Here is a 19770-nt window from a genome sequence, read left to right as displayed (position 1 = left end):
AAGCTGCCTCCTATTCCTTGGCTGTAAACAGACGATCCAGTGTCTGCTCGTAGTGGTGATATCCGAGGAAGTCGTAGAGTGACTCCCGGGTCTGCATGGTCTCCACGACAGCGCGCTGATGGCCATCCTGGCGAATATGTTGATAGACGTTGAGGGCGGCCTGATTGGCGGCCCGGTTGGCACTCAAGGGGTAGAGCACCATGTCGACCCCGTGGGCGGCCAGTTGCTCTTTGTCAAACAGTTCGGTTTTGCCGAACTCGGTCATGTTGGCGAGGATCGGCACTTTGGCCGCCTGCTTGAACTGGTCGTACTGAGCAAGCTCGGTCACCGCCTCGGCGAAGATCATGTCGGCCCCGGCGGCCACATAGGCGGCAGTGCGTTCAAGAGCCGACTCCATCCCCTCCACCGCCAACGCATCGGTGCGGGCCATGATGACGAACTCGCTATTCTCGCGGGCATCCACTGCTGCTTTTATCCGATCACACATCTCCTCCAGCGACACCACCGCTTTGTTGGGGCGATGACCGCAGCGCTTCTGGGCAACCTGATCTTCCATATGGACAGCGGCAACTCCGGCTCGCTCGAACGCGCGAATGGTGCGGGCGATATTGAATGCCCCGCCCCAGCCGGTATCGATATCGACCAGTAGCGGCACTCGGGTCGCCGCTGTGATCCGCTCGGCATCGATCAGCACGTCGTTGAGGGAGGTCATGCCGAGATCCGGCAAGCCATAGGAGGCATTGGCTACTCCGGCGCCGGAGAGATAAAGAGCTTGAAAACCGCTGCGCTCGGCCATCAGCGCCATATAGGCATTGATGGTGCCGACGATCTGCAGGGGATGTTCATTGGCAAGGGCGGTGCGAAAGCGCAGGCCTGCCGAGGGGGACAAACTGGACATCATGACTCCTTTCACCTGTCTAGTCTGGCTATCTAATATCACGTTTACGTTAACGTCAATTATACTTTCGTGACATTCCGGCCGCAGGCAAGACAGGAAACCGGTTTTAGGGTAAATTTCACCAATTCCTTCAACAGGTTGAATTGTATGATGGAGCCCGGTTCCGTAATTGTCTGTCCGGCGTGCGACTTGCTGATCCAGCGCAAAGCACTGCCGCTGCGTCGTCATGCCCACTGCCCGCGTTGTCACCAACATCTCTATGGCCGTTATGCCTTTCGTCCCTCCCAGTTGATGGCCCTGACCATCACCGGATTTCTGCTGCTCCCCTCCGCGTTTTTTGAACCGCTGATCTATCTGCGGCTGGCGGGGGTCAACTCCGATGCCGACCTGCTGCGCGGTATCCTGGTGCTATTTGGCGAAGGTGAGTTTTGGGTGGCCTCTTTGGTGCTCTGGTGCGCCGTACTGGCACCGGTAGGGTTATTGGCGGGGATCTTTGCGCTTGCCTCGGGTCTGGCTAAACGCTGGCATATCTTGGCGCCCACCTTGAAGCTGGTCGAGGTGTTTCGCCATTGGGCCATGCTGGAGGTCTATATCGTCAGTCTGCTTGTTGCCCTGTTCAAACTGATCGACATCGCCGATGTGCGCCTCGGTGGCGGGTTGCTCAGTCTCGGCATTCTGATGCTGCTCAATATGACCCTGCTGATCCTGTTTGACCCCGCCCCCTACTGGGCGCGGATCCCGTTAAAGGAGCCGGAACATGACCAGCGCCCGTGAGATGGGGCTCTGCCGCTGCCATACCTGCGGTCTGCTGGTGCGTTATCAAGCCGGGGCAGCCTGCCCCCGTTGCAGCAGCAAGTTGCAGGTGCGCATCCCCCGCTCCCTTGCCTGGTCGTGGGGCTTGCTGGCACTTGCCACCTTCATGTTGTTGCCTGCCAATCTGTTGCCTATTACCCATTTCTACAACAAGGGTTTACTGCAGTCAGATACCATCTTCAGCGGTATCATGATGCTCTATCGCAGCAAAATGGGCGGGATTGCCACTATCGTCCTTACCGCCAGCATACTGGTGCCGGTGGGCAAAATATTGGGGCTGGGCTGGATCTGCTGGCAGTTGCAGCGGGCCAAACCGGTACGGCGCAAGCGCCAGCTGGTGATGTATCGGGTGATCGATTTTATCGGTCGCTGGTCAATGCTGGACTTGTTCGTGATTTCGCTGATGGTGGCACTGGTCGATCGTGGTGTGCTGCTGAGTGTTCGCGCAGGCCCGGGGGCCACCGCCTTTGCCGGTGTGGTGGTGCTGACCATGATGTCGGCCCGCATGCTCGATACCCGCTTACTGTGGGACAAGGCGGCTCGTTAATGATTTCTCTGTTTTTGTCTGATGTGCTGTTTAATCCAGCCAATAAGGAGTCACTATGATCGGGGCTGAACCCGTCATTGAAAAGCGTCGCTGGTTATCACCGGTCTGGCTGTTACCCCTGATAGCCCTGCTGCTGGCAGGTGGCTTTCTCTATCAGCAGGTATTGAGCCGTGGCCAGCTTATCCAGATCAACTTCGCCCAGGGCAACGGCATTTTGCCGGGCAAAACCCAGGTACGTTATCAGGGGGTGGCCATCGGCGTGGTGCAAGAGCTGGAGCTGGCTGAAGATGGCCGCAAGATTGCGGTGATGGCCAAGATTGACAGCCGTGCCCGGCCGTTGATCCGCAAAGGCTCCGACTTCTGGCTGGTGAGCCCCAAGGCATCGCTGACCGAGATCTCCGGCCTCGATACTCTGGTCTCCGGCAATTACATCAACCTGCAACCGGGGCGTGAAAGCAATCCGCTGGAGGAGACCTTCGATGCCCTTGAGGGCCCTCCCCCCGGCTATCAGGCTCAGGGACGCATGCTGCACCTGACCGCCGATTCGCTGGGTTCTGTGGGGATTGGCGCCAAGCTCTATTTCCGCGGCATCGAGGTGGGCAGCGTTATCAATACCCGCCTGGGTCAGGACAACCAGAATGTCATTCTGGATCTGGTGATCGAGCCGCGTTTCGAACATCTGGTCAAAGCCGATACCCGCTTCTGGAACATCAGCGGCATCAAGGGCTCCTTCAGTCTGGCCGGGGTAAACGTGGAGGCTGGCAGCCTTACCTCCATCCTGAGCGGCGGCATTGCCTTTGACTCGCCCAAAGATTCACCGGAACCGGAGAAGGGACAGACTTTCGTCCTCTATAAAGGGCTGGCGGAAGCGGCGCGTGGCGAGCGTATCGACATTGCGGCTGGCGATCTTCCGGTCAAGGAGGGGATGCCCATCCTCTATGAGGGGATCGAGATTGGTCGTATCGACCCCATTCGCCTCACCGACAAAGGCCGTGTGGTCACAGCGCTGATCAACCCGGAGCAGGCTTACCGCATTACTGACAAGAGTCAACTGGTGTGGGAGAGCGTCTCCCTCTCCGCGACCGGCGTGCAGCATGCAGATCGCCTGCTCTCCGGCCCGGCCATTCGCCTCGACTATGTAGCGGGCAAACCGGTACAGAAGATGACCCTGACCGATCGCGCGCCCCAGAGCGGTACCAAGGTGACGCTGCAGGCTGACGATCTGGCGGGGCTCAATCAGGATGCACCTGTCTGGTACAAGGGATTGCAGGTGGGCCGTATCAGCCAGCTCACCTTGGATGCGCGCGGCAATGCCAGCGTTGAGCTGGTGATGGCGCCGAACTATGGCCATCTGCTCAATCGTGCCCGCTTCTATCGCGCCGTCCCGTTGCAGATCGATGCCGATCTGAGCGGCATCAAAGTAGAAACCAGTCCGGCCAGTGCCTGGTTGGGGGGCGGGATCAAGCTGGTACAAGCCAGCAGTGGCGAGCGGATTAACCGTCTCTACCCGAGTCAGGAGTTGGCACTGCTCGGTACCCGTGATGCCAAGCCGCAGCGCTGGTTGCTCAAGGCAGATCAGGCCGATGGCATTGGCATTGGCTCACCTGTGCTCTATCTGGGGCTGGAAGCGGGCAAAGTCAAACAGCTGCGCGCCGCCAAAGAGGGGGTCGAGATCGAGCTAGAAATTGATGGCGTCTATGCTCCCCTCCTCGCCCAGCAACCCCAGTTTTGGAAAAAACCGGCCATCGACACCAAGGTGCGGGTCGATGGGGTGCAGGTCAAGGTGGGCAACCTCGGTACACTGCTGCGCGGCGCTATCGAGTTCGACCGGTTGGCCAATGGCCGCAGCAGTCATCAACTGTTCGATTCCAGGGAGCAAGCCAAGGCCAAGGTGCGCCAGCTGTCACTGGTAGCAGATAGCAATCCGGGGCTCGGGATTGGCAGCCCGATCCGCTATCGTGGGGTCGATATCGGCAAAATTGAAGAGATCGAGCTGGAGCCGTCTCTGGGTCAGGTGATCTTCAAGGCGGAACTCGATGGCCACTATGCCGAGCGTTTCCTGCAGTCCGGCGCCCGCTTCACTCTGGTGCAGGCCAAGCTGGGGCTGGGCGGTGTCGCTCACCTCGATACCCTGATCAAGGGGGCGTTTGTAGAAGCACAACCCGGTAAAGGCGCTGGCAAAGATCGCTTCCCCTTGAGTCAGGTCGGCCCGGTGGGTCTGGCCCTTACCCTCAAGAGCCCCTCCGTCAATGGCCTGAGCGTCGGCAGTCCGCTACTGTTTCGCAAGATGGTGGTGGGCAGTGTCACCAAGGTGGCGCTTGCTCGGGATGGTAGCGAGGTGGTGATCGACGTTAACGTCGATCAGGAGTATGCCCATTTGGTGCGGGCCAACTCCCGTTTCTGGAATGTCTCCGGGGTCAAGGCGGATATCGGCCTGACTGGCGGCACCATCGAAGTGGAGACGGTGCAGAGCCTGCTGGCTGGCGGCATTGCTTTCAATACGCCGGAGAGAGAGATGGGGCCAACCGTCAAGGCGGGCCATAGCTATCCGCTCTATGGCAAGGCCGAGAAAGAGTGGCTGGAGTGGAGCCCGCGCATCCAGCCCTGATCCCTTCCCTTTGTATCTCATCCAAGCCCGGCACCCTGCCGGGCTTTTTTATATTCCGGAGCCTGTTGATAGGGTTCAGATTCAGAATATTCTTAGCCTTGTGGTAGAATATCGCCCCTCTTTTTCGGTCAACGAGACGGCACAGTGCACGACAACACCTTCCTTCCCGATTACTTTTTACGCCACATTGCGGCCATCATGCCGGCCCATCTCTCGATGGATGAGTTTGTGGCCAGTTGTCGACGTCCGCTGCGCCGCAGCATTCGGGTCAACACCTTGAAGATCGCCGTCTCGGATTTCGTCGCCCTGATGGAGCCACTGGGTTGGCAACTCGACCCTGTCCCCTGGTGTGATACCGGCTTCTGGCTGACCCGCTGCGATGAAACCGTCCCCCTTGGCAACACCGCCGAGCATTTGAGCGGGCTCTTCTACATTCAGGAAGCGAGCTCCATGCTGCCGGTAACGGCGCTCTTTGCCAGCGACAAGATCAAAACGGAGGGCATGTTGCTGGATGCGGCGGCGGCCCCCGGCTCCAAGACCACCCAGATCGCGGCCCTGATGAACAATCAGGGGATGCTGGTTGCCAACGAGTTTTCCAGCAGCCGGTTGAAAGTGCTGAATGCCAATATCCAGCGCTGCGGTGTGACCAATGTCGGGATGACCCACTTTGATGCCAAGGTATTTGGCCAGTGGCTGCCGGAGATCTTCGACGCTATCCTGCTCGATGCCCCCTGCTCCGGTGAAGGGACTGTGCGCAAGGATGAAGATGCGTTGCGCAACTGGAGTATCGAGAGCATCGACGAGATTGCGGCGGTGCAACAAGGGTTGCTGGAGAGCGCCTTCCATGCCCTGAAACCGGGTGGTGTGCTGGTCTACTCCACCTGCACCTTGAGTGAGCAGGAGAATCAGGCGGTCTGCCAATCCCTGCTGGACAAGTTTGGCGATGCCTTGAGTTTTGACTCACTGGCCGACCTGTTTCCCCATGCAGAGCAAGCCTGCACACCTGAAGGATATCTGCACGTTTGGCCCCAGATCTTCGATAGTGAAGGCTTTTTCGTCGCCAGATTGCGCAAGCATCACTCGGTACCCAACACCATGTTCAAGCCGGGCAAGCTGGGTAAATTCCCTTTTACGCCCCTTCCTGCCAAAGAGGCGGAACCCATATTGCGCGAGATTGAAGCCAACTTCGGAGTGGCACCGCAGGGTCAACTGTTTGGCCGCAATGACGAGATCTGGCTCTTTCCCCAGCAGTTTGATCAGGTGCAGGGCAAGCTGCGCTTCGATCGCATCGGCATCAAGTTGGCCGAGACCTTCAAGAAAGGTTATCGCCTCACTCATGAGTGGGCATTGGCCTATGGAGATAAAGCGAGCAAGGGCGTGGTCGAGCTGGATTGCACCAATGCGCGGGAATTCATGATGGGGCGAGATGTCTGGCCAGAGCAGGATGCGGGCACTGGCGAGGTGATCGTCCGCTATCAGGGGTATACCTTGGGCATGGGGAAATGGGTGGGGAGTCGGGTCAAGAATGCCCTCCCCCGCGAGCTGGTGCGTGACAACAATCTGTTCAATGCGTAGTGGATCGTTCGGTGCATCAGCACTTGAACGAGTCTGAAATACCCACACTCTGGTTGAACTTTTCTTCGGTTCTTGAAAAGCCTTGAGCCTTGTCTAAGCTTAAGGCAATCCGAACACCAGTTAGCGCACGGCTCTGCAAGGAGCCAATTCCCCTATGCCAGGTACAAGGAATTCGTACCTGGCTTTTTTTATCTCTTCACGTATCGCTGTTACTTCACTCTTGGCTCTATTCGACGGTCTCTTCGAGCTGTGTGGCGACTCTGTTTTCAAACGGAGGTTCTCTACCCAGCTCATGTTGGTAGAGCAGATCGATCGCCTGCTCGATGAGTGATGCCTGACTGTCTTCGAGATGGATACCCAGAGCGGCCAATCGCTCGGCGTGGCGATTGCTGATCCAGCATTGCAATCGGGTATGGGTCTCCTGCTTGCGTTTTACATGTTGGCGCTGCCGCTCGGCATTGTTTTGGGGGGCCGCTTCTTGCTCTTCACGCCCTGTCATTTCTTGGCTCATATGTCCTTGCGATATTACGTTTCTGAGTTTGTTATCTCTCATCACATGCCATTATCCATTGGAAGATGCCCTTCCCCTTTGGGCTGTTGGCTGCACGGCAAATATATCATCAGATCAACAAGATATCATTTAACATAAAAAACGAGGTGACGCAGTTGTGTCAAAGCAAGCCATCAAGGGCATGATCGGAGAATTTGTGGGCGTCATCGAAGTACTCCTGCAGGGTTCGCATATCCTTGTGGCGCGTCACCTCGATGATCTTGTTCATCGGTTTGCCGGCAGTCACGGCAGAGGTGATAAATCCGCGCCGCAGGCTGTGGCCACTGACGTAAAGATCGTCAATGGCTTGACCGGTTCGCCGCTTGATCATCAGATTGATGCCTTGTGGGCCGAGTGGTTCGGCCATCAGTTGACCCCAGCGGTTCATGCGCCGAAATAGCGGCCCCTCGCTGATCCGGCTTTTGTGTAGCCACTTTTGCAGTGCCGATACGGGGCAATAGTGCTTGCCCGGGATCAGGGCTATCTCGGTTTCATGAAGCTGATGCTTGCTCGGTTTGAGACGAAGGCGGATCCCCTGCCCCACAAAATCGAGATCGCTCACCTCAATTCGGGCCGCTTCCGAGCGGCGCAAAGCGCCACTGAACATCAACAGCAACAGGGTGTGATCACGCAAGCCAGCCAGATCACCGGTGTCGATGCCATCGAGCACCTGGGTCAATGGCTGCAGCGTCAGGGCGCCGGTTTTGCGTTTGCGATTATCCCCCAATCTGACAATACCGCGCATCATCTCCTTGATTTCGGGATGTTCGGTGGGCATGGGATGAATGCCTTTCTGCTTGAAGGCATAACGGATCCCGGCAAGCCGTCTCACCAGGGTTGCCGGTTTACGAGGTTCACCGTTGCGTAGCTCCCCTTTTCCCTCTTCTTTATCCAGCCATACCCAGTCTGCCAATACGCCGTCAGCCTGATCAGCAAGAAAGTTCATGATGTCGTGATGGGTTGTTTGTAGCGGATCCAGTCCGTGCAATTGGCACCAGAAGACAAAAATACGGGTATCTGCCTGATAGGCATTGAGGGTGGAATCCGCTTTTGCACTGCGCAAAAAGCGGCGTGCCCGACTATTTAGCTGTGCATCGAAAACAGTCTGCAGTGACTGATGAGTCGGATTGGACAAGGATGGATATGCCACGGAACCCTATGATTCATATGATGTTTGAGAGGATCTTACAGGATCCTTCCCATACATCAAGTATCGATAATGAATATTATCGATACTAATAGCATGCTGTTTTAATACCCATTGGCCACGGTGAACGGACGAGAAACATAGAAGTATTATTCGACCCGGTTTTGTATGGATGAACGAGTTGAATTGGTTGGGCGAGTGAGAGATAACGTAGCGCGATATTGATATTCAGGTGGGTAATCAGCTTGGTATTTGAAATATAAAAGCCCCGAGCAACGGGGCTTGGGGATTATTTTTTCGCCAGTTTGAACAGTTCAAAGAAATTCCGGCTGGTGGCTTCTGCCAATTCATTAAGCGGAATATGACGCAGATCGGCAATAAACTGCGCAACGTCTCGCACAAAGGCGGGTTCGTTCTCCCTCCCCCGATGCGGCACGGGGGCAAGATAGGGCGAGTCGGTCTCGACCAGCAATCTGTCCAGGGGCAGAGCCTTGACCACCTCTTGCAGTGCAGACGCATTTTTGAAGGTGGCGATCCCGGAGATGGATATATAGAACCCCATCGCCATTGCTGCTTCTGCCATTTCGAGGGATTCGGTGAAGCAGTGCAGCACACCGCCAACCTGATCAGCGCCCTCTTCACGCATGATCTGCAAGGTATCTTGCTGGGCATCGCGGGTATGGATGATCAGCGGCTTGTTCAGCGCGCGAGCAACCCGGATATGTTCGCGGAAAGAGGCTTGCTGAACGTCCTTGTTCTCGGGCGAGTAAAAGTAATCGAGGCCGGTCTCACCGATGGCCACCACACGTGGATCGGCAGCTTGCTTGAGCAGCAACTCGGCATCGACACCGGGTTCCTGATTGAGCGGGTGTACCCCGCAAGAGGCAAATACCTGGGGATAGGGAGCGATCGCCTCGAGCATGGTCGGGAACTGTGCCTGAGTCACACTGACACAGAGAAAATATCCCACGTCCAGTTTCGTGGCCTTTGCCAGTACATCAGCCAAGCTGGTCTGCTTGCTGCCATAGCTGAGGCGATCTAGATGACAGTGGGAATCAACGAGTAACATATAAAACCTTTCTGCTTGTCGGTAATTATAACCAGCGACTGAGCCAGTTCATCAGATGGATGGTGGGATTGGAGAGCTGACCCGGCTGACATGCCGCTTTCAGGGCAACCAGATCTTGTACTGCATCCAGCAGTTTTTCGCTGGAGTGCTGCTCCGCCAACCGTTGACTCAAGATGGCCAGATCAGGCATTGCCAGCTGATGATGACCACATCCGGCCTGGGTTTTCAGGGCATCGCACAAGAAGAGCTGCAACCAGTGCAACCTGACCTGCGTCTCCTGACCAAGCTGGCTGCACAGTGCCGTCGCCTTGACCGGACTTTGACTCAGGGCGACAAACTGTTCCAGCAGTTCGCGACGAGTACCGTCCTGTTGCTGCTCGATATAGTCGAGTACCCGCAGCGGGGCCCCTTGACAGATCCGCACCTGAGCCAACGTGGCCTGATGACCCTGTTCGGCCAACCAGCGTACCGTCTCCCCTTCTGCAGGCAACTGACAGACATGTTTGTGACAGCGACTAAGAATGGTAGGAAGCAACCGGGAAACCTGGGAGGCAATCAGCAACAGCAAGCTGTCGCCGGCCGGCTCTTCCAAGGTTTTCAACAGGGCATTGGCTGCCGATTCGGTCATCCGCTCCGCATCAGGAATGATCACCACCTTGCCACGGCCGAGCTGGGCAGAGCCCTGCAGCCGGGTGCAGATCTCGCGAATGGCCTCGACCCCGATGGTCTTGCTGTCGCGCGTTATGGTGCCGAGATCCGGGTGGTTGCCCTTGTCAAACAGCTGGCAGGAGTGGCACTGACCACACGGTTCTCCACGATCCGGTTGTTGGCAAAGGTGCAAACGCGCCAGCCGCTCAGCCAGTTGCTCCTTGCCAAGACCGGGATCGCCCAGCAACAACCAGGCGTGGCCGAGACGACCGGACTGGGCCGTCTGGCTCAGGGCATGCCAGTCAGGGATCAGCCAGGGATACATAGCGGCTCGTTCGACAGATAGTGATCCAATGCACACTCGATGGCCGCTTTGACCTGTTCCGGCGTTTGCGCCGCATCGATCACCACAATGGAATCATCCTGGGCGGCCAGTTCGAGATAACGAGTTCGGGTACGCTCGAAGAAGCTCAGTTGCTCCAGTTCGATGCGATCCAGCTCGCCGCGATGGCGTGCGCGCTGCAAGCCAAGGGCAGGATCGATATCGAGATAGAGGGTGAGATCCGGCTTGAAGTTGCCGAGCACCGCCTGCTTGATGGCTCCGATAAGCTGGGCATCGATACCACGGCCGCCCCCCTGATAGGCCTGGGAGGAGAGATCGTGGCGATCCCCCACCACCCAGATACCATCGGCCAGTGCCGGCTTGATGCGGGTCTCCACCAGTTGTACCCGGGAGGCATACATCAGCAGCAATTCCGCCTCGATGGTGAGGCGCTCGTCGTGCACCTCTTTGACGATAGCCCGCATCCGCTCGGCCAGTGGCGTACCACCCGGCTCGCGGGTGCACTCGATCCGGTTGATGCCGTGGCGCTGCAGATAGTCGGTCACATAACGAACGGCCGAGCTCTTCCCTGCCCCTTCCAATCCTTCGATCACAATAAATTTAGACATTAGGGTTTCTTCAATATGTATTCACGAACCGCCCGATTGTGTTCATCGAGAGTCTTGGAGAAATAGTGGGCACCGCCCCCCTTGGCGACAAAATAGAGATAATCAGTCGACTTGGGGTTAAGCGCAGCTTCGATGGAGGCCTTTCCTGGCATGGCAATAGGCGTGGGCGGCAGACCGTCGATCACATAGGTGTTGTAGGGATTCTTGTCGGTCAGATCGCTGCGGCGAATGTTGCCATCGAAGCGATCCTTCACCCCGTAAATGACGGTGGGATCTGTTTGCAACTTCATGCCCAGACGCAGACGGTTGACGAATACGGAGGCGATCTGCGCCCGCTCGTCCGGCTGGCCGGTCTCTTTCTCGATGATGGAGGCCATGATCAGCGCCTCATAAGGGGTCTTGTAAGGCAGGTTGGCCTGACGTTTCTCCCAGCTCTGCTGCAGGAAAGTCTCCATATCCTGATGGGCGCGACGCAGGATCGAGAGATCGCTGGCATGGGTGGTATAGGCATAGGTTTCCGGCAGGAACCAACCCTCCAGCTTGCCATTCTCGATGCCGAGTTCCTGCGCCAGGTCGGCTTCGGATTGCTCGACGGTCAACCGCTCAAGGTATGGGGCGCTGGAGAGTTGCTTTTGCCAATCCTCGAAACGGGAACCTTCGACGAAGGTGAGGCTGAAGTGAAACTCCTTGCCCGATGCGAACAGGGAAAGGGTCTCCTTGAGAGGGGCCCCTTCCTTGATTTCATAGGTGCCCGATTTGATGGCCACCAGTTCGGGATGGCTGCGCAGCCAGAGCCGCACCGCCCAGGGGCTGGTTTCCCCCTCACCCAGTTCGGCGATCAGGCGCGCCGCATGGGCGCCCTTCTCCACCGTAAAGAGCCGGGTCGGCCCCTTGTTGGTGAGCGTCTCTACCTGTTGCCATTTGTAATGTACATAGCCCCCGGCAGCGGCTACCGTCAGTGCCGCCCCCGCGAGCAGGGTGTAAAGCCGATTAAACTTCAATGACCAAACGCTCCTGTAAACGGCGACTCAATACCGCTGGGGGATAGTGAATATCCTCGATGCCATTGACCGGCACGATCCCCATCAGGGTATTGGTGAGCCACACCTCTTCCGCCTGCCATAGTGACTCCAGCGGAGCCTCTACCACACGCAACTCAATACTCATCTGTTTCAACATCGCCATCACCTGGCGACGCATGATGCCATCGACACCACCGCGGGCGAGATCGGGCGTAAACACCGTCTTGCCCCGACGCCAAAACAGATTGGCACTGACCCCTTCAATCAGAAAACCGCGACTGTTAAGCACTATCCCTTCGACTGCATTTCGGCTGACAAGTTCGCTTTTCAGCAATACCTGCTCCAGACGATTCAAGGTTTTAAGCCCGGCCAGCATGGGGGCATCACCGATCCGCTGGCGGCACACCACCATCTCGATCCCCTCCTGTTGCCACTGGCCATAGTGAGTGGGAAATGGCGCCAGAGTGACAATCCGGGTTGTGTGCTGACATCCGCTGCCGTCATAGCCCCGCCCCCCCTCGCCGCGGGTCAGGATCACCTTGGCCACGCATTGTGGCTGCTCGGCCACCATCTCTTCAACCTCCCGGGTCAAGAGATCCCAGTCCGGTTCAACCAATCCCAGCCGGCTATTGGTCTGTTGCAGTCGAGCCAGATGCGCTGGCCACAGCAATACCTGTCCTTCTCTCACCGCCATGGTGGTGAAATGACCGTCACTATAAGCCAGCCCCCGATCATGGGCCGAGATGGTATCAAGCTTCACGCCATTGATAAGCAAAGGGATCCCTCCGATAAAAAAGGCCCGATACCGGCAGTATCGGGCCTGTGTCTTTGCCCTGCGGCAAATTATACGCGTTTGAAGATCAGTGAGCCATTGGTGCCGCCAAAACCAAACGAGTTGGAAAGGGCGTACTCGAAGCTGCCTGGCTTGGCCACATGGGGCACCAGATCCAGATCGCACTCATCATCCGGGTTGTCCAGGTTGATGGTGGGTGGAGCCACCTGATCACGCAGAGCCAACACAGTGATGATCGCCTCGATGGCACCGGCTGCACCCAGCAGGTGGCCGGTCATGGACTTGGTGGAGCTGACCATCAGGGATTTGGCGTGCTCACCAAACACCGACTTCATGCCACGCAGCTCGGCCACATCACCCAGCGGGGTGGAGGTACCATGCGCGTTGATGTAACCAATCTGCTCGGGGGCAATGCCCGCATCCTTGATGGCATTTTTCATGGCGCGGGCGCCACCGTTGCCATCTGCAGGAGGCGCAGTCATGTGGTACGCGTCACCGCTCATGCCAAAACCGACCAGCTCGGCGTAGATCTTGGCGCCACGGGCCTTGGCGTGTTCGTACTCTTCCAGTACCAGTACACCGGCACCGTCACCCAGCACGAAACCATCGCGATCTTTATCCCACGGACGGCTCGCTTTTTGCGGCTCGTCGTTGCGGTTGGAGAGTGCCTTGGCGGCAGCGAAGCCACCCATCCCCATCGCGGTGGAGGCTTTCTCGGCGCCACCGGCGACCATCACATCGGCATCACCGTAAGCGATCATCCGACCCGCCATACCGATGGCATGGGTACCAGTGGTACAGGCGGTGGTCACAGCGATGTTCGGCCCTTGCAGACCTTTCATGATGGAAAGATGACCGGACACCATATTGATGATGGTGGACGGAACGAAGAAGGGACTGATCTTGCGCGGGCCGCCGTTGACCAAGCTTTCGTGGTTCTGTTCAATCAGACCCAGACCGCCGATACCGGAGCCAATCGCCACGCCGACACGTTCGGCATTCTCTTCATTGATGGTCAGCCCGGAATCATCCAGCGCCTGCATACCGGCCGCGATGCCGTATTGAATGAAGAGATCCATCTTGCGAGCGTCTTTACGGTTGATACCGTACTGCTCGGGATCGAAATCCTTGACCAGACCTGCGAAGCGGGTTGCAAACTCGCTGGCATCAAAGTGTTCGATAAGGGAAATGCCGCTCTGCCCGTTGAGCAGTGCTTGCCAGCTGGATTCGGCAGTGTTACCCACCGGGGAAAGCATCCCCAAGCCGGTCACCACGACTCTGCGTTTTGACACTGAGGTAGTCTCCGAGAGGTGTTTTGAAAAGGAACAAATACAAAAGAAGCGGCCCTTGGGCCGCTTCTTTCAGAACAGGAACTTATTCCTGATTAGCGGTGATGTAGTCGATAGCCGCTTGAACAGTGGTGATCTTCTCGGCTTCTTCATCAGGAATTTCGGTATCGAATTCTTCTTCCAGCGCCATTACCAGTTCAACGGTATCCAAAGAGTCAGCGCCCAGGTCGTCGACGAAGGAGGCAGCGTTCTTAACGTCTTCCTCTTTAACACCCAGTTGTTCGATGATGATTTTCTTTACGCGTTCTTCGATGTTGCTCATGACCTGAATTTTCCTTTAAAAATACGCTATTTGCGTCTGGTTGGGGTAGTTTATTCAATTGACGTGAGTTTGCAAGTAGCTTGCCGCTGGTCAAACCACGAAATGTGCCAAACTTCGGCGTACTATCGCAAATTTGAACAGATCTCACGACAAATTGATTACACCATGTACATCCCGCCATTAACATGCAGGGTTTCGCCGGTGATATAGGCTGCTTCATCAGAAGCCAAGAATACCACAGCTGCGGCAATTTCTTTTGGATCACCCAAACGGGCGGCAGGCACCTGACTCATGATGCCGGCACGTTGATCGTCATTCAGGGCACGGGTCATGTCGGTTTCGATGAAACCGGGAGCAACCGCGTTCACTGTGATACCACGGGATGCCACTTCCCGCGCCAACGATTTGGTAAAACCAACCAGACCGGCCTTGGCGGCAGCATAGTTGACCTGACCGGCATTGCCCATGGTTCCCACCACGGAGCCAATGCTGATGATGCGACCGTGACGTTTCTTCATCATGGCACGCAACACAGGTTTGCTCAGACGATAAAGCGAGGTCAGATTGGTATCGATGATCTCGTTCCACTCGTCATCTTTCATCCGCATCAACAGGTTGTCACGGGTGATCCCCGCGTTGTTGATCAGGATGTCGATGTCGCCAAAGCGCGCCTTGATGGCGGCGAAGACGGCTTCGATGGATTCCTGGCTGGTCACGTTCAGTGCCATGCCGCAACCATTGTCGCCCAGATAGGCGCTGATCGCCTCGGCACCGTTCTCACTGGTCGCCGTACCGACCACTTTCGCGCCACGGGCCACGAATGTTTCGGCAATCGCACGACCGATGCCACGACTGGCACCGGTCACCAACACAACCTTATCGGTAAAGCTCATTACTTGCTCCTGTTTACTTGATCTGGGCCAGCGCCTGCTCGAAAGAGACGGCATCGTTGGCGTGAATACCTTCCACGCGCTTGTCGATACGCTTGGCGAGCCCGGTCAACACTTTGCCCGGTCCCATCTCGATCTCGAGGGTAACCCCCTCGTTGGCCATCCGTTCGACAGTCTCGGTCCAACGAACCGGGCTGAACAGCTGACGTACCAGCGCTTGCTTGATGGCGGCCGGATCCTGTTCACAGGATACGTCGACATTATTGATGACAGCGATGGTTGGAACCTTGATCTCGATCCCGTCCAGCGCAGCTGCCAGTTTTTCTGCGGCAGGTTTCATCAACGCGCAGTGAGACGGTACGGAGACTGGCAGCGGCAACGCACGCTTGGCACCCGACTCTTTCATCAGCACGTTGGCGCGCTCAACGGCCTCTTTGTGACCGGCGATAACCACCTGGCCCGGAGAGTTGAAGTTGACCGGAGAGACCACCTGCCCTTCTGCCGCTTTTTCGCAGTTGGCGGCGATGGATTCGTTATCCAGGCCGATGATGGCCGCCATGGCGCCGGTGCCTTCCGGTACCGCTTCCTGCATGGCCAGACCACGCAGCTCGACCAGTTTGACCGCATCGGCAAAATCGAGTGCGCCGCTGCAAACCAGCGCGGAGTACTCACCCAGGCTGTGACCCGCCATCATGGCAGGCGTTGCCCCACCCTGCTGTTGCCACAGGCGCCACAGAGCGACAGAGGCTGTCAGCAGCGCAGGCTGAGTGCGCCAGGTTTTGTTCAGATCTTCAACCGGACCATCCATCACCAGGGCAAACAGGTCATAACCCAGCACCTGGCTCGCCTCGGCGAAGGTCTCCTTGATCACGGCATGTTGTTCGGCCAGCTCGGCTAGCATGCCTACGGACTGGGAACCTTGTCCCGGGAAGGCAATGGCAAATTGGGTCATCATTGATTCCTTTTAGATAAGACAAAAATGAAATCGGTGACGGAATGATGGAGACACCATCCCGCCGAAGATCAAAGGCGAACCAGCGCCGAGCCCCAGGCGAAACCGCCGCCAAAGGCCTCCAGCAGAACCAGCTGACCCGGTTTGATCCGGCCATCCCGCACCCCTTCGTCGAAGGCAACCGGAACAGAAGCGGCAGAGGTATTGCCGTGCTTGTCGAGGGTCAGTACCACTTTATCGAGGCTCATACCCAGCTTCTTGGCGGTGGCACTGATGATGCGGAAGTTGGCTTGATGCGGCACCAGCCAATCCAGCTCGCTCGGCTCGATACCGGCAGCGGCCAACGTTTCGGTTACGATCTCGCTCAGACGGGTGACTGCTACCTTGAAGACATCGTTGCCCTTCATATACATGTAGGCTTCGAGCTCGGCACCCGGCATGCCACGACGGGGATGAGGCAGCTTGAGCAGCTCGCCATAACGGCCATCGGCATGAAGATGGGTAGAGAGGATGCCCGGCGTCTCGCTGGCACCGACAATCACAGCCCCGGCCCCGTCACCAAACAGGATGATGGTGCCGCGATCTTGCGGATCGCACATGCGGGAGAGCACATCGGCCCCGACGACCAGCACATGGCGGGCGGCGCCGGATTTGACGAATTGATCGGCAATGGAGAGTGCGTAGGTGAAGCCTGCGCAAGCAGCAGCCACGTCAAAGGCAGGAATGCCCGGAACGCCGAGCAGCCCCTGCAGCTCGCAGGCGGCAGCCGGGAAGGCATTTTCAGCACTGGTGGTGGCCAGCACTATCATATCGAGATCGGCAGCGGTCAGGCCGGCTGCATCCAGGGCGCGCAGGGCGGCCTGGTAAGAGAGGGTGGCAACGGTTTCGTCAGCCCCGGCAATACGGCGCTCACGGATACCGGTGCGTTCCACGATCCACTCATCACTGGTCTCAACCATCTGCTCGAGATCGGCGTTAGTCCGCACTGAACTCGGCAGGTAGCTGCCAGTACCCAGAATTTTGCTATGCATAGAGTTCTTATAGATCCCTGTCAGAGAAGACAGCTTCAAGGCGATCTGCTATTTGCAGTGGAAGTTGATGTTTGGCCTCTTGTGCGGCCAGCAGGATCGCATTACACAGAGCGCGCCGTTCGGCCCGCCCATGACTTTTTACCACAATGCCGCGCAATCCTAACAGACTTGCTCCGTTATACTGGTCGGGGTTCAGGTAAGAAAAACGCCGTTTGAACATAAATCCGGCGATCCGGCCAAGAAAAGTGCGTTTCTTGCGGGGATATCCGGCCAGCTGAGCCATCATCCGCACCACCCCTTCTGCCGTCTTGAGGGAGACATTGCCGACAAAACCGTCGCAGACGATCACGTCGCTGTCGCCGCTGAAGATGCGATCCCCTTCGATGAACCCGACATAATTGAGTGCGGGACACTGACGCAACAATTCGGCGCTGTGGCGCACCAGATCGTTGCCCTTGATCTCCTCCTCGCCGATGTTGAGCAAGGCAACACGGGGTGATGCAATGCCTTCTACCTTTTCGGCCACGACGGAGCCCATCACCGCAAACTGCAGCAAGGTATCCGCATCGCAACTGACGTTGGCGCCTAGATCCAGCATCACGGTACGTTTGCCGCTCAATGTCGGCAGCGCCTTGATAAGGGCGGGTCTGTCTACCCCGGGCAGGGATTTGAGCACGCACTTGGCCATCGCCATCAACGCACCGGTATTGCCAGCACTGACGCAGGCATCGGCCTCACCGGCTTTCACCAGATTGAGTACCACCCGCATGGAGGAGTCTTTCAGAGTTCGCAGCGCCACGATCGGTTTATCACCCATGCCAACCACCTGGGATGCATGTACGAAACGAACGCGGGGATGATTCAGCAAGCCATGTTGCTGCAGCAGAGAGGAGGTCTGGTGGTGGTCACCGACCAGGATCAGTTTTAGCTGGGGTAAAAGAGACAGTGCCTGCACGGCGGCAGGCACTGTTTCCGAGGGGCCAATATCTCCCCCCATGATGTCTAGCGCGACAGTTTGCGTAGACAAAGGCAATCCTTAAGCGATTACCTTTTTACCGCGGTAGAAACCATCGGCAGTCACGTGGTGACGACGATGAATTTCGCCACTGGTCTGATCAACAGTCAGGGCAGCGGTGGTCAGCGCATCGTGGGAACGACGCATGCCACGCTTGGCACGGGTTTTACGGTTCTGTTGTACGGCCATTGTAGGCTAACTCCTAAATTCACTTACGTTTAAGCTCTTCAAGAACTGCAAAGGGATTCGGCCGCTCATCAGCAGGTTCGATTTCACCCCAGGTCATCTCCATGTTTCCTCTCGGGCAGGCATCCAGAGAATGCATTGCGACTTGAGGCAACGAGAGGATGAGTTCATCCTCCAGGATTTGATGAAGATCTATCTCGCCGTTTTCGTCCAACTCAATGGGCTCATAAGCTTCCGGCAGTTCTTCCTCGTTTGTCCTTTCGAACAGCGGAGTGTAGATAAATTCAGCTTCACAGAGGTGTTCGAATGTCTCTCCGCAACGTTGGCAAACCAGGTCAACCTTGGCATGGGCAGTGCCTTTCATAACGGTCAACTTCTGGACATCTTTGCCAAAGTGCAGTGATACATCGATATCACTCTGCAAGCCAGCGGTTGATTCCTCCAGCCTGGGCATCTGCGACTTTTCCACTATCCCGATGTAATCGAGCAGCTTCAAGGCACTACGGACTGGATCAACCTTAACGGGCAACTTCACCTTTTGCATAGGGCGCGAATAATATAGGTCCAACAACTGATAGTCAAAGGAAAAAGTCCTTACCGCCGATGATTTTAACGTCACAAGTCCCTAGAATGCCGGTACTCGCTTTCATCGGTACCTGATTATGCCACAGAATCTGATCCTCGCCTCAACTTCTCGCTATCGCAAAGCCCTGCTGGAGAAGCTCGGTTTCCCCTTTGAATGTGCCGCCCCCGATGTGGATGAGCGACCACTGGCTGGCGAATCCGCCGAGGCGCTGGTGGCCAGACTGGCTCGTGCCAAGGCAGATGCCATCGCCCAACATCGTGATCACGGCTTGATCATCGGCTCTGATCAGGTGTGTGTCTGCGATGGGTACATCCTCGGCAAACCGGGCACCATCGACAATGCCATCGCCCAGCTGATGGCGGCCCAGGGGCGCAGTGTCACCTTCTACACAGGCCTGTGCGTAGTGAATGCCGCAACCAATGAGGCTCATCAACTGGTGGAACCCTTCACTGTCCATTTTCGCAACCTCGATGAAGCCGCCATTCGCCGCTATGTAGAGGCAGAATTGCCACTAGATTGTGCTGGCAGCTTCAAATGTGAAGGTATGGGCATCGTGCTGTTCAAGGGGCTGGAGGGGCGCGATCCTAACGCCTTGATCGGTCTGCCACTGATCGGCCTGATCGAACTGCTGGAGCGCCACGGTATTGCCCTGCCCTGATTGCGGACGAATAGATAAGCTAGATCGAGGATATAAAAAGCCCGATCAATAGACCGGGCTTTTTATATCAATCATGTCCCGTCCTGAATATGGTTTACACCTTTCCTCCCAATAAATGGAGAACCGGATGGGACAAGGTGTGAAACGGACACAGCGCGATTACTCGCTGACTTTTAAACTGGCGCTGGTCGAGCAGATTGAAAAAGGCGAGCTCACCTAC

At 56.8% G+C, this 19770-nt stretch carries 21 protein-coding genes; 5 read left to right on the top strand and 16 right to left on the bottom strand.

What is annotated here, in order from left to right:
• Positions 1–10: 10 nt before the first annotated feature.
• A complete protein-coding gene (gene prpB / locus G5149_RS00105) occupies positions 11–898 on the bottom strand; it encodes a methylisocitrate lyase (protein ID WP_139462753.1) in 888 nt (295 codons plus the stop codon).
• Between the two features lie 147 nt (positions 899–1045).
• Here prpB and G5149_RS00100 point away from each other — a divergent pair, with 147 nt between their 5' ends.
• The 4 genes from G5149_RS00100 (at position 1046) to rsmF (ending at position 6441) form a co-directional block, all read left to right on the top strand.
• Positions 1046–1672, top strand: coding sequence for a paraquat-inducible protein A (locus G5149_RS00100; protein WP_216978795.1), 627 nt, complete (start codon positions 1046–1048; stop codon positions 1670–1672).
• Positions 1656–2258 (top strand): paraquat-inducible protein A, encoded by a 603-nt coding sequence (locus tag G5149_RS00095; RefSeq protein ID WP_216978796.1) that lies wholly within the window; start codon positions 1656–1658, stop codon positions 2256–2258. The genes G5149_RS00100 and G5149_RS00095 overlap by 17 nt, the downstream gene beginning before the upstream one ends.
• A 55-nt stretch (positions 2259–2313) precedes the next feature.
• The gene (locus G5149_RS00090) at positions 2314–4866 is read left to right on the top strand and encodes an MlaD family protein (protein ID WP_421211022.1); all 2553 of its coding nucleotides are present in this window, start codon (positions 2314–2316) and stop codon (positions 4864–4866) included.
• Between the two features lie 144 nt (positions 4867–5010).
• Positions 5011–6441, top strand: coding sequence for a 16S rRNA (cytosine(1407)-C(5))-methyltransferase RsmF (gene rsmF / locus G5149_RS00085; protein WP_421211020.1), 1431 nt, complete (start codon positions 5011–5013; stop codon positions 6439–6441).
• A 226-nt stretch (positions 6442–6667) separates the two neighbouring features.
• On the opposite strand, the gene G5149_RS00080 is transcribed toward rsmF, so the two are convergent.
• The 15 genes from G5149_RS00080 to yceD all read right to left on the bottom strand — a co-directional run bounded on the left by G5149_RS00080 (position 6668) and on the right by yceD (position 18850).
• A complete protein-coding gene (locus tag G5149_RS00080) occupies positions 6668–6940 on the bottom strand; it encodes a RepB family protein (RefSeq protein ID WP_407842925.1) in 273 nt (90 codons plus the stop codon).
• 172 nt (positions 6941–7112) lie between these two features.
• Entirely contained in the window at positions 7113–8054 is a 942-nt protein-coding gene (locus tag G5149_RS00075; protein ID WP_265344088.1) for a site-specific integrase, read from the bottom strand.
• Positions 8055–8427: 373 nt separating this feature from the next.
• On the bottom strand, positions 8428–9207 hold the full coding sequence (locus tag G5149_RS00070) for a TatD family hydrolase (protein WP_421211018.1): 780 nt from the start codon (positions 9205–9207) through the stop codon (positions 8428–8430).
• 25 nt (positions 9208–9232) lie between these two features.
• Positions 9233–10180, bottom strand: coding sequence for a DNA polymerase III subunit delta' (holB, locus tag G5149_RS00065; RefSeq protein WP_421211017.1), 948 nt, complete (start codon positions 10178–10180; stop codon positions 9233–9235).
• On the bottom strand, positions 10165–10806 hold the full coding sequence (gene tmk / locus G5149_RS00060; protein ID WP_111901116.1) for a dTMP kinase: 642 nt from the start codon (positions 10804–10806) through the stop codon (positions 10165–10167). The genes holB and tmk overlap by 16 nt, the downstream gene beginning before the upstream one ends.
• On the bottom strand, positions 10806–11807 hold the full coding sequence (gene mltG / locus G5149_RS00055; protein ID WP_162632596.1) for an endolytic transglycosylase MltG: 1002 nt from the start codon (positions 11805–11807) through the stop codon (positions 10806–10808). The genes tmk and mltG overlap by 1 nt, the downstream gene beginning before the upstream one ends.
• Positions 11797–12603: an aminodeoxychorismate lyase gene (gene pabC, locus G5149_RS00050; RefSeq protein ID WP_421211014.1), complete on the bottom strand. Its 807-nt coding sequence runs from the start codon at positions 12601–12603 to the stop codon at positions 11797–11799. Before pabC ends, mltG begins: the two co-directional genes overlap by 11 nt.
• 68 nt (positions 12604–12671) lie before the next feature.
• Positions 12672–13913 carry a beta-ketoacyl-ACP synthase II gene (gene fabF / locus G5149_RS00045; RefSeq protein ID WP_005360452.1) on the bottom strand — a complete coding sequence of 414 codons (1242 nt, stop codon included), beginning with the start codon at positions 13911–13913 and terminating at the stop codon, positions 12672–12674.
• Between the two features lie 82 nt (positions 13914–13995).
• The gene (gene acpP / locus G5149_RS00040; protein WP_005300909.1) at positions 13996–14232 is read right to left on the bottom strand and encodes an acyl carrier protein; all 237 of its coding nucleotides are present in this window, start codon (positions 14230–14232) and stop codon (positions 13996–13998) included.
• A gap of 158 nt (positions 14233–14390) precedes the next feature.
• Positions 14391–15125 (bottom strand): 3-oxoacyl-ACP reductase FabG, encoded by a 735-nt coding sequence (gene fabG, locus G5149_RS00035; RefSeq protein WP_421211011.1) that lies wholly within the window; start codon positions 15123–15125, stop codon positions 14391–14393.
• 13 nt (positions 15126–15138) lie between these two features.
• Complete coding sequence (gene fabD, locus G5149_RS00030; RefSeq protein WP_216980309.1) at positions 15139–16074, bottom strand: ACP S-malonyltransferase; 936 nt, start codon at positions 16072–16074, stop codon at positions 15139–15141.
• A gap of 71 nt (positions 16075–16145) precedes the next feature.
• A complete protein-coding gene (locus tag G5149_RS00025) occupies positions 16146–17105 on the bottom strand; it encodes a beta-ketoacyl-ACP synthase III (protein ID WP_040065495.1) in 960 nt (319 codons plus the stop codon).
• Positions 17106–17112: 7 nt separating this feature from the next.
• Positions 17113–18132, bottom strand: coding sequence for a phosphate acyltransferase PlsX (gene plsX / locus G5149_RS00020; RefSeq protein WP_421211009.1), 1020 nt, complete (start codon positions 18130–18132; stop codon positions 17113–17115).
• Positions 18133–18141: 9 nt separating this feature from the next.
• Positions 18142–18309 (bottom strand): 50S ribosomal protein L32, encoded by a 168-nt coding sequence (gene rpmF, locus G5149_RS00015; RefSeq protein ID WP_005300935.1) that lies wholly within the window; start codon positions 18307–18309, stop codon positions 18142–18144.
• 19 nt (positions 18310–18328) lie between these two features.
• Positions 18329–18850, bottom strand: coding sequence for a 23S rRNA accumulation protein YceD (gene yceD, locus G5149_RS00010; protein ID WP_013723766.1), 522 nt, complete (start codon positions 18848–18850; stop codon positions 18329–18331).
• 118 nt (positions 18851–18968) lie between these two features.
• Between yceD and G5149_RS00005 the strand changes: the two genes are divergently transcribed.
• Complete coding sequence (locus tag G5149_RS00005; RefSeq protein ID WP_421211007.1) at positions 18969–19550, top strand: Maf family protein; 582 nt, start codon at positions 18969–18971, stop codon at positions 19548–19550.
• Positions 19551–19770 lie beyond the last annotated feature (220 nt).

Source organism: Aeromonas sp. 600479, assembly GCF_049175515.1.
GTDB classification, from domain to species: Bacteria; Pseudomonadota; Gammaproteobacteria; order Enterobacterales; family Aeromonadaceae; genus Aeromonas; species Aeromonas veronii_A.
This window is presented reverse-complemented; position numbering and strand designations above follow the sequence as displayed.

Coding starts and splice junctions, on each gene's coding strand:
- prpB (WP_139462753.1), bottom strand. CDS start 898: ATGTCCAGTTTGTCCCCCTCGGCAGGCCTGCGCTTTCGCACCGCCCTT.
- G5149_RS00100 (WP_216978795.1), top strand. CDS start 1,046: ATGATGGAGCCCGGTTCCGTAATTGTCTGTCCGGCGTGCGACTTGCTG.
- G5149_RS00095 (WP_216978796.1), top strand. CDS start 1,656: ATGACCAGCGCCCGTGAGATGGGGCTCTGCCGCTGCCATACCTGCGGT.
- G5149_RS00090 (WP_421211022.1), top strand. CDS start 2,314: ATGATCGGGGCTGAACCCGTCATTGAAAAGCGTCGCTGGTTATCACCG.
- G5149_RS00080 (WP_407842925.1), bottom strand. CDS start 6,940: ATGACAGGGCGTGAAGAGCAAGAAGCGGCCCCCCAAAACAATGCCGAG.
- G5149_RS00070 (WP_421211018.1), bottom strand. CDS start 9,207: ATGTTACTCGTTGATTCCCACTGTCATCTAGATCGCCTCAGCTATGGC.
- holB (WP_421211017.1), bottom strand. CDS start 10,180: ATGTATCCCTGGCTGATCCCTGACTGGCATGCCCTGAGCCAGACGGCC.
- tmk (WP_111901116.1), bottom strand. CDS start 10,806: ATGTCTAAATTTATTGTGATCGAAGGATTGGAAGGGGCAGGGAAGAGC.
- acpP (WP_005300909.1), bottom strand. CDS start 14,232: ATGAGCAACATCGAAGAACGCGTAAAGAAAATCATCATCGAACAACTG.
- fabG (WP_421211011.1), bottom strand. CDS start 15,125: ATGAGCTTTACCGATAAGGTTGTGTTGGTGACCGGTGCCAGTCGTGGC.
- fabD (WP_216980309.1), bottom strand. CDS start 16,074: ATGACCCAATTTGCCATTGCCTTCCCGGGACAAGGTTCCCAGTCCGTA.
- G5149_RS00025 (WP_040065495.1), bottom strand. CDS start 17,105: ATGCATAGCAAAATTCTGGGTACTGGCAGCTACCTGCCGAGTTCAGTG.
- rpmF (WP_005300935.1), bottom strand. CDS start 18,309: ATGGCCGTACAACAGAACCGTAAAACCCGTGCCAAGCGTGGCATGCGT.
- yceD (WP_013723766.1), bottom strand. CDS start 18,850: ATGCAAAAGGTGAAGTTGCCCGTTAAGGTTGATCCAGTCCGTAGTGCC.
- G5149_RS00005 (WP_421211007.1), top strand. CDS start 18,969: ATGCCACAGAATCTGATCCTCGCCTCAACTTCTCGCTATCGCAAAGCC.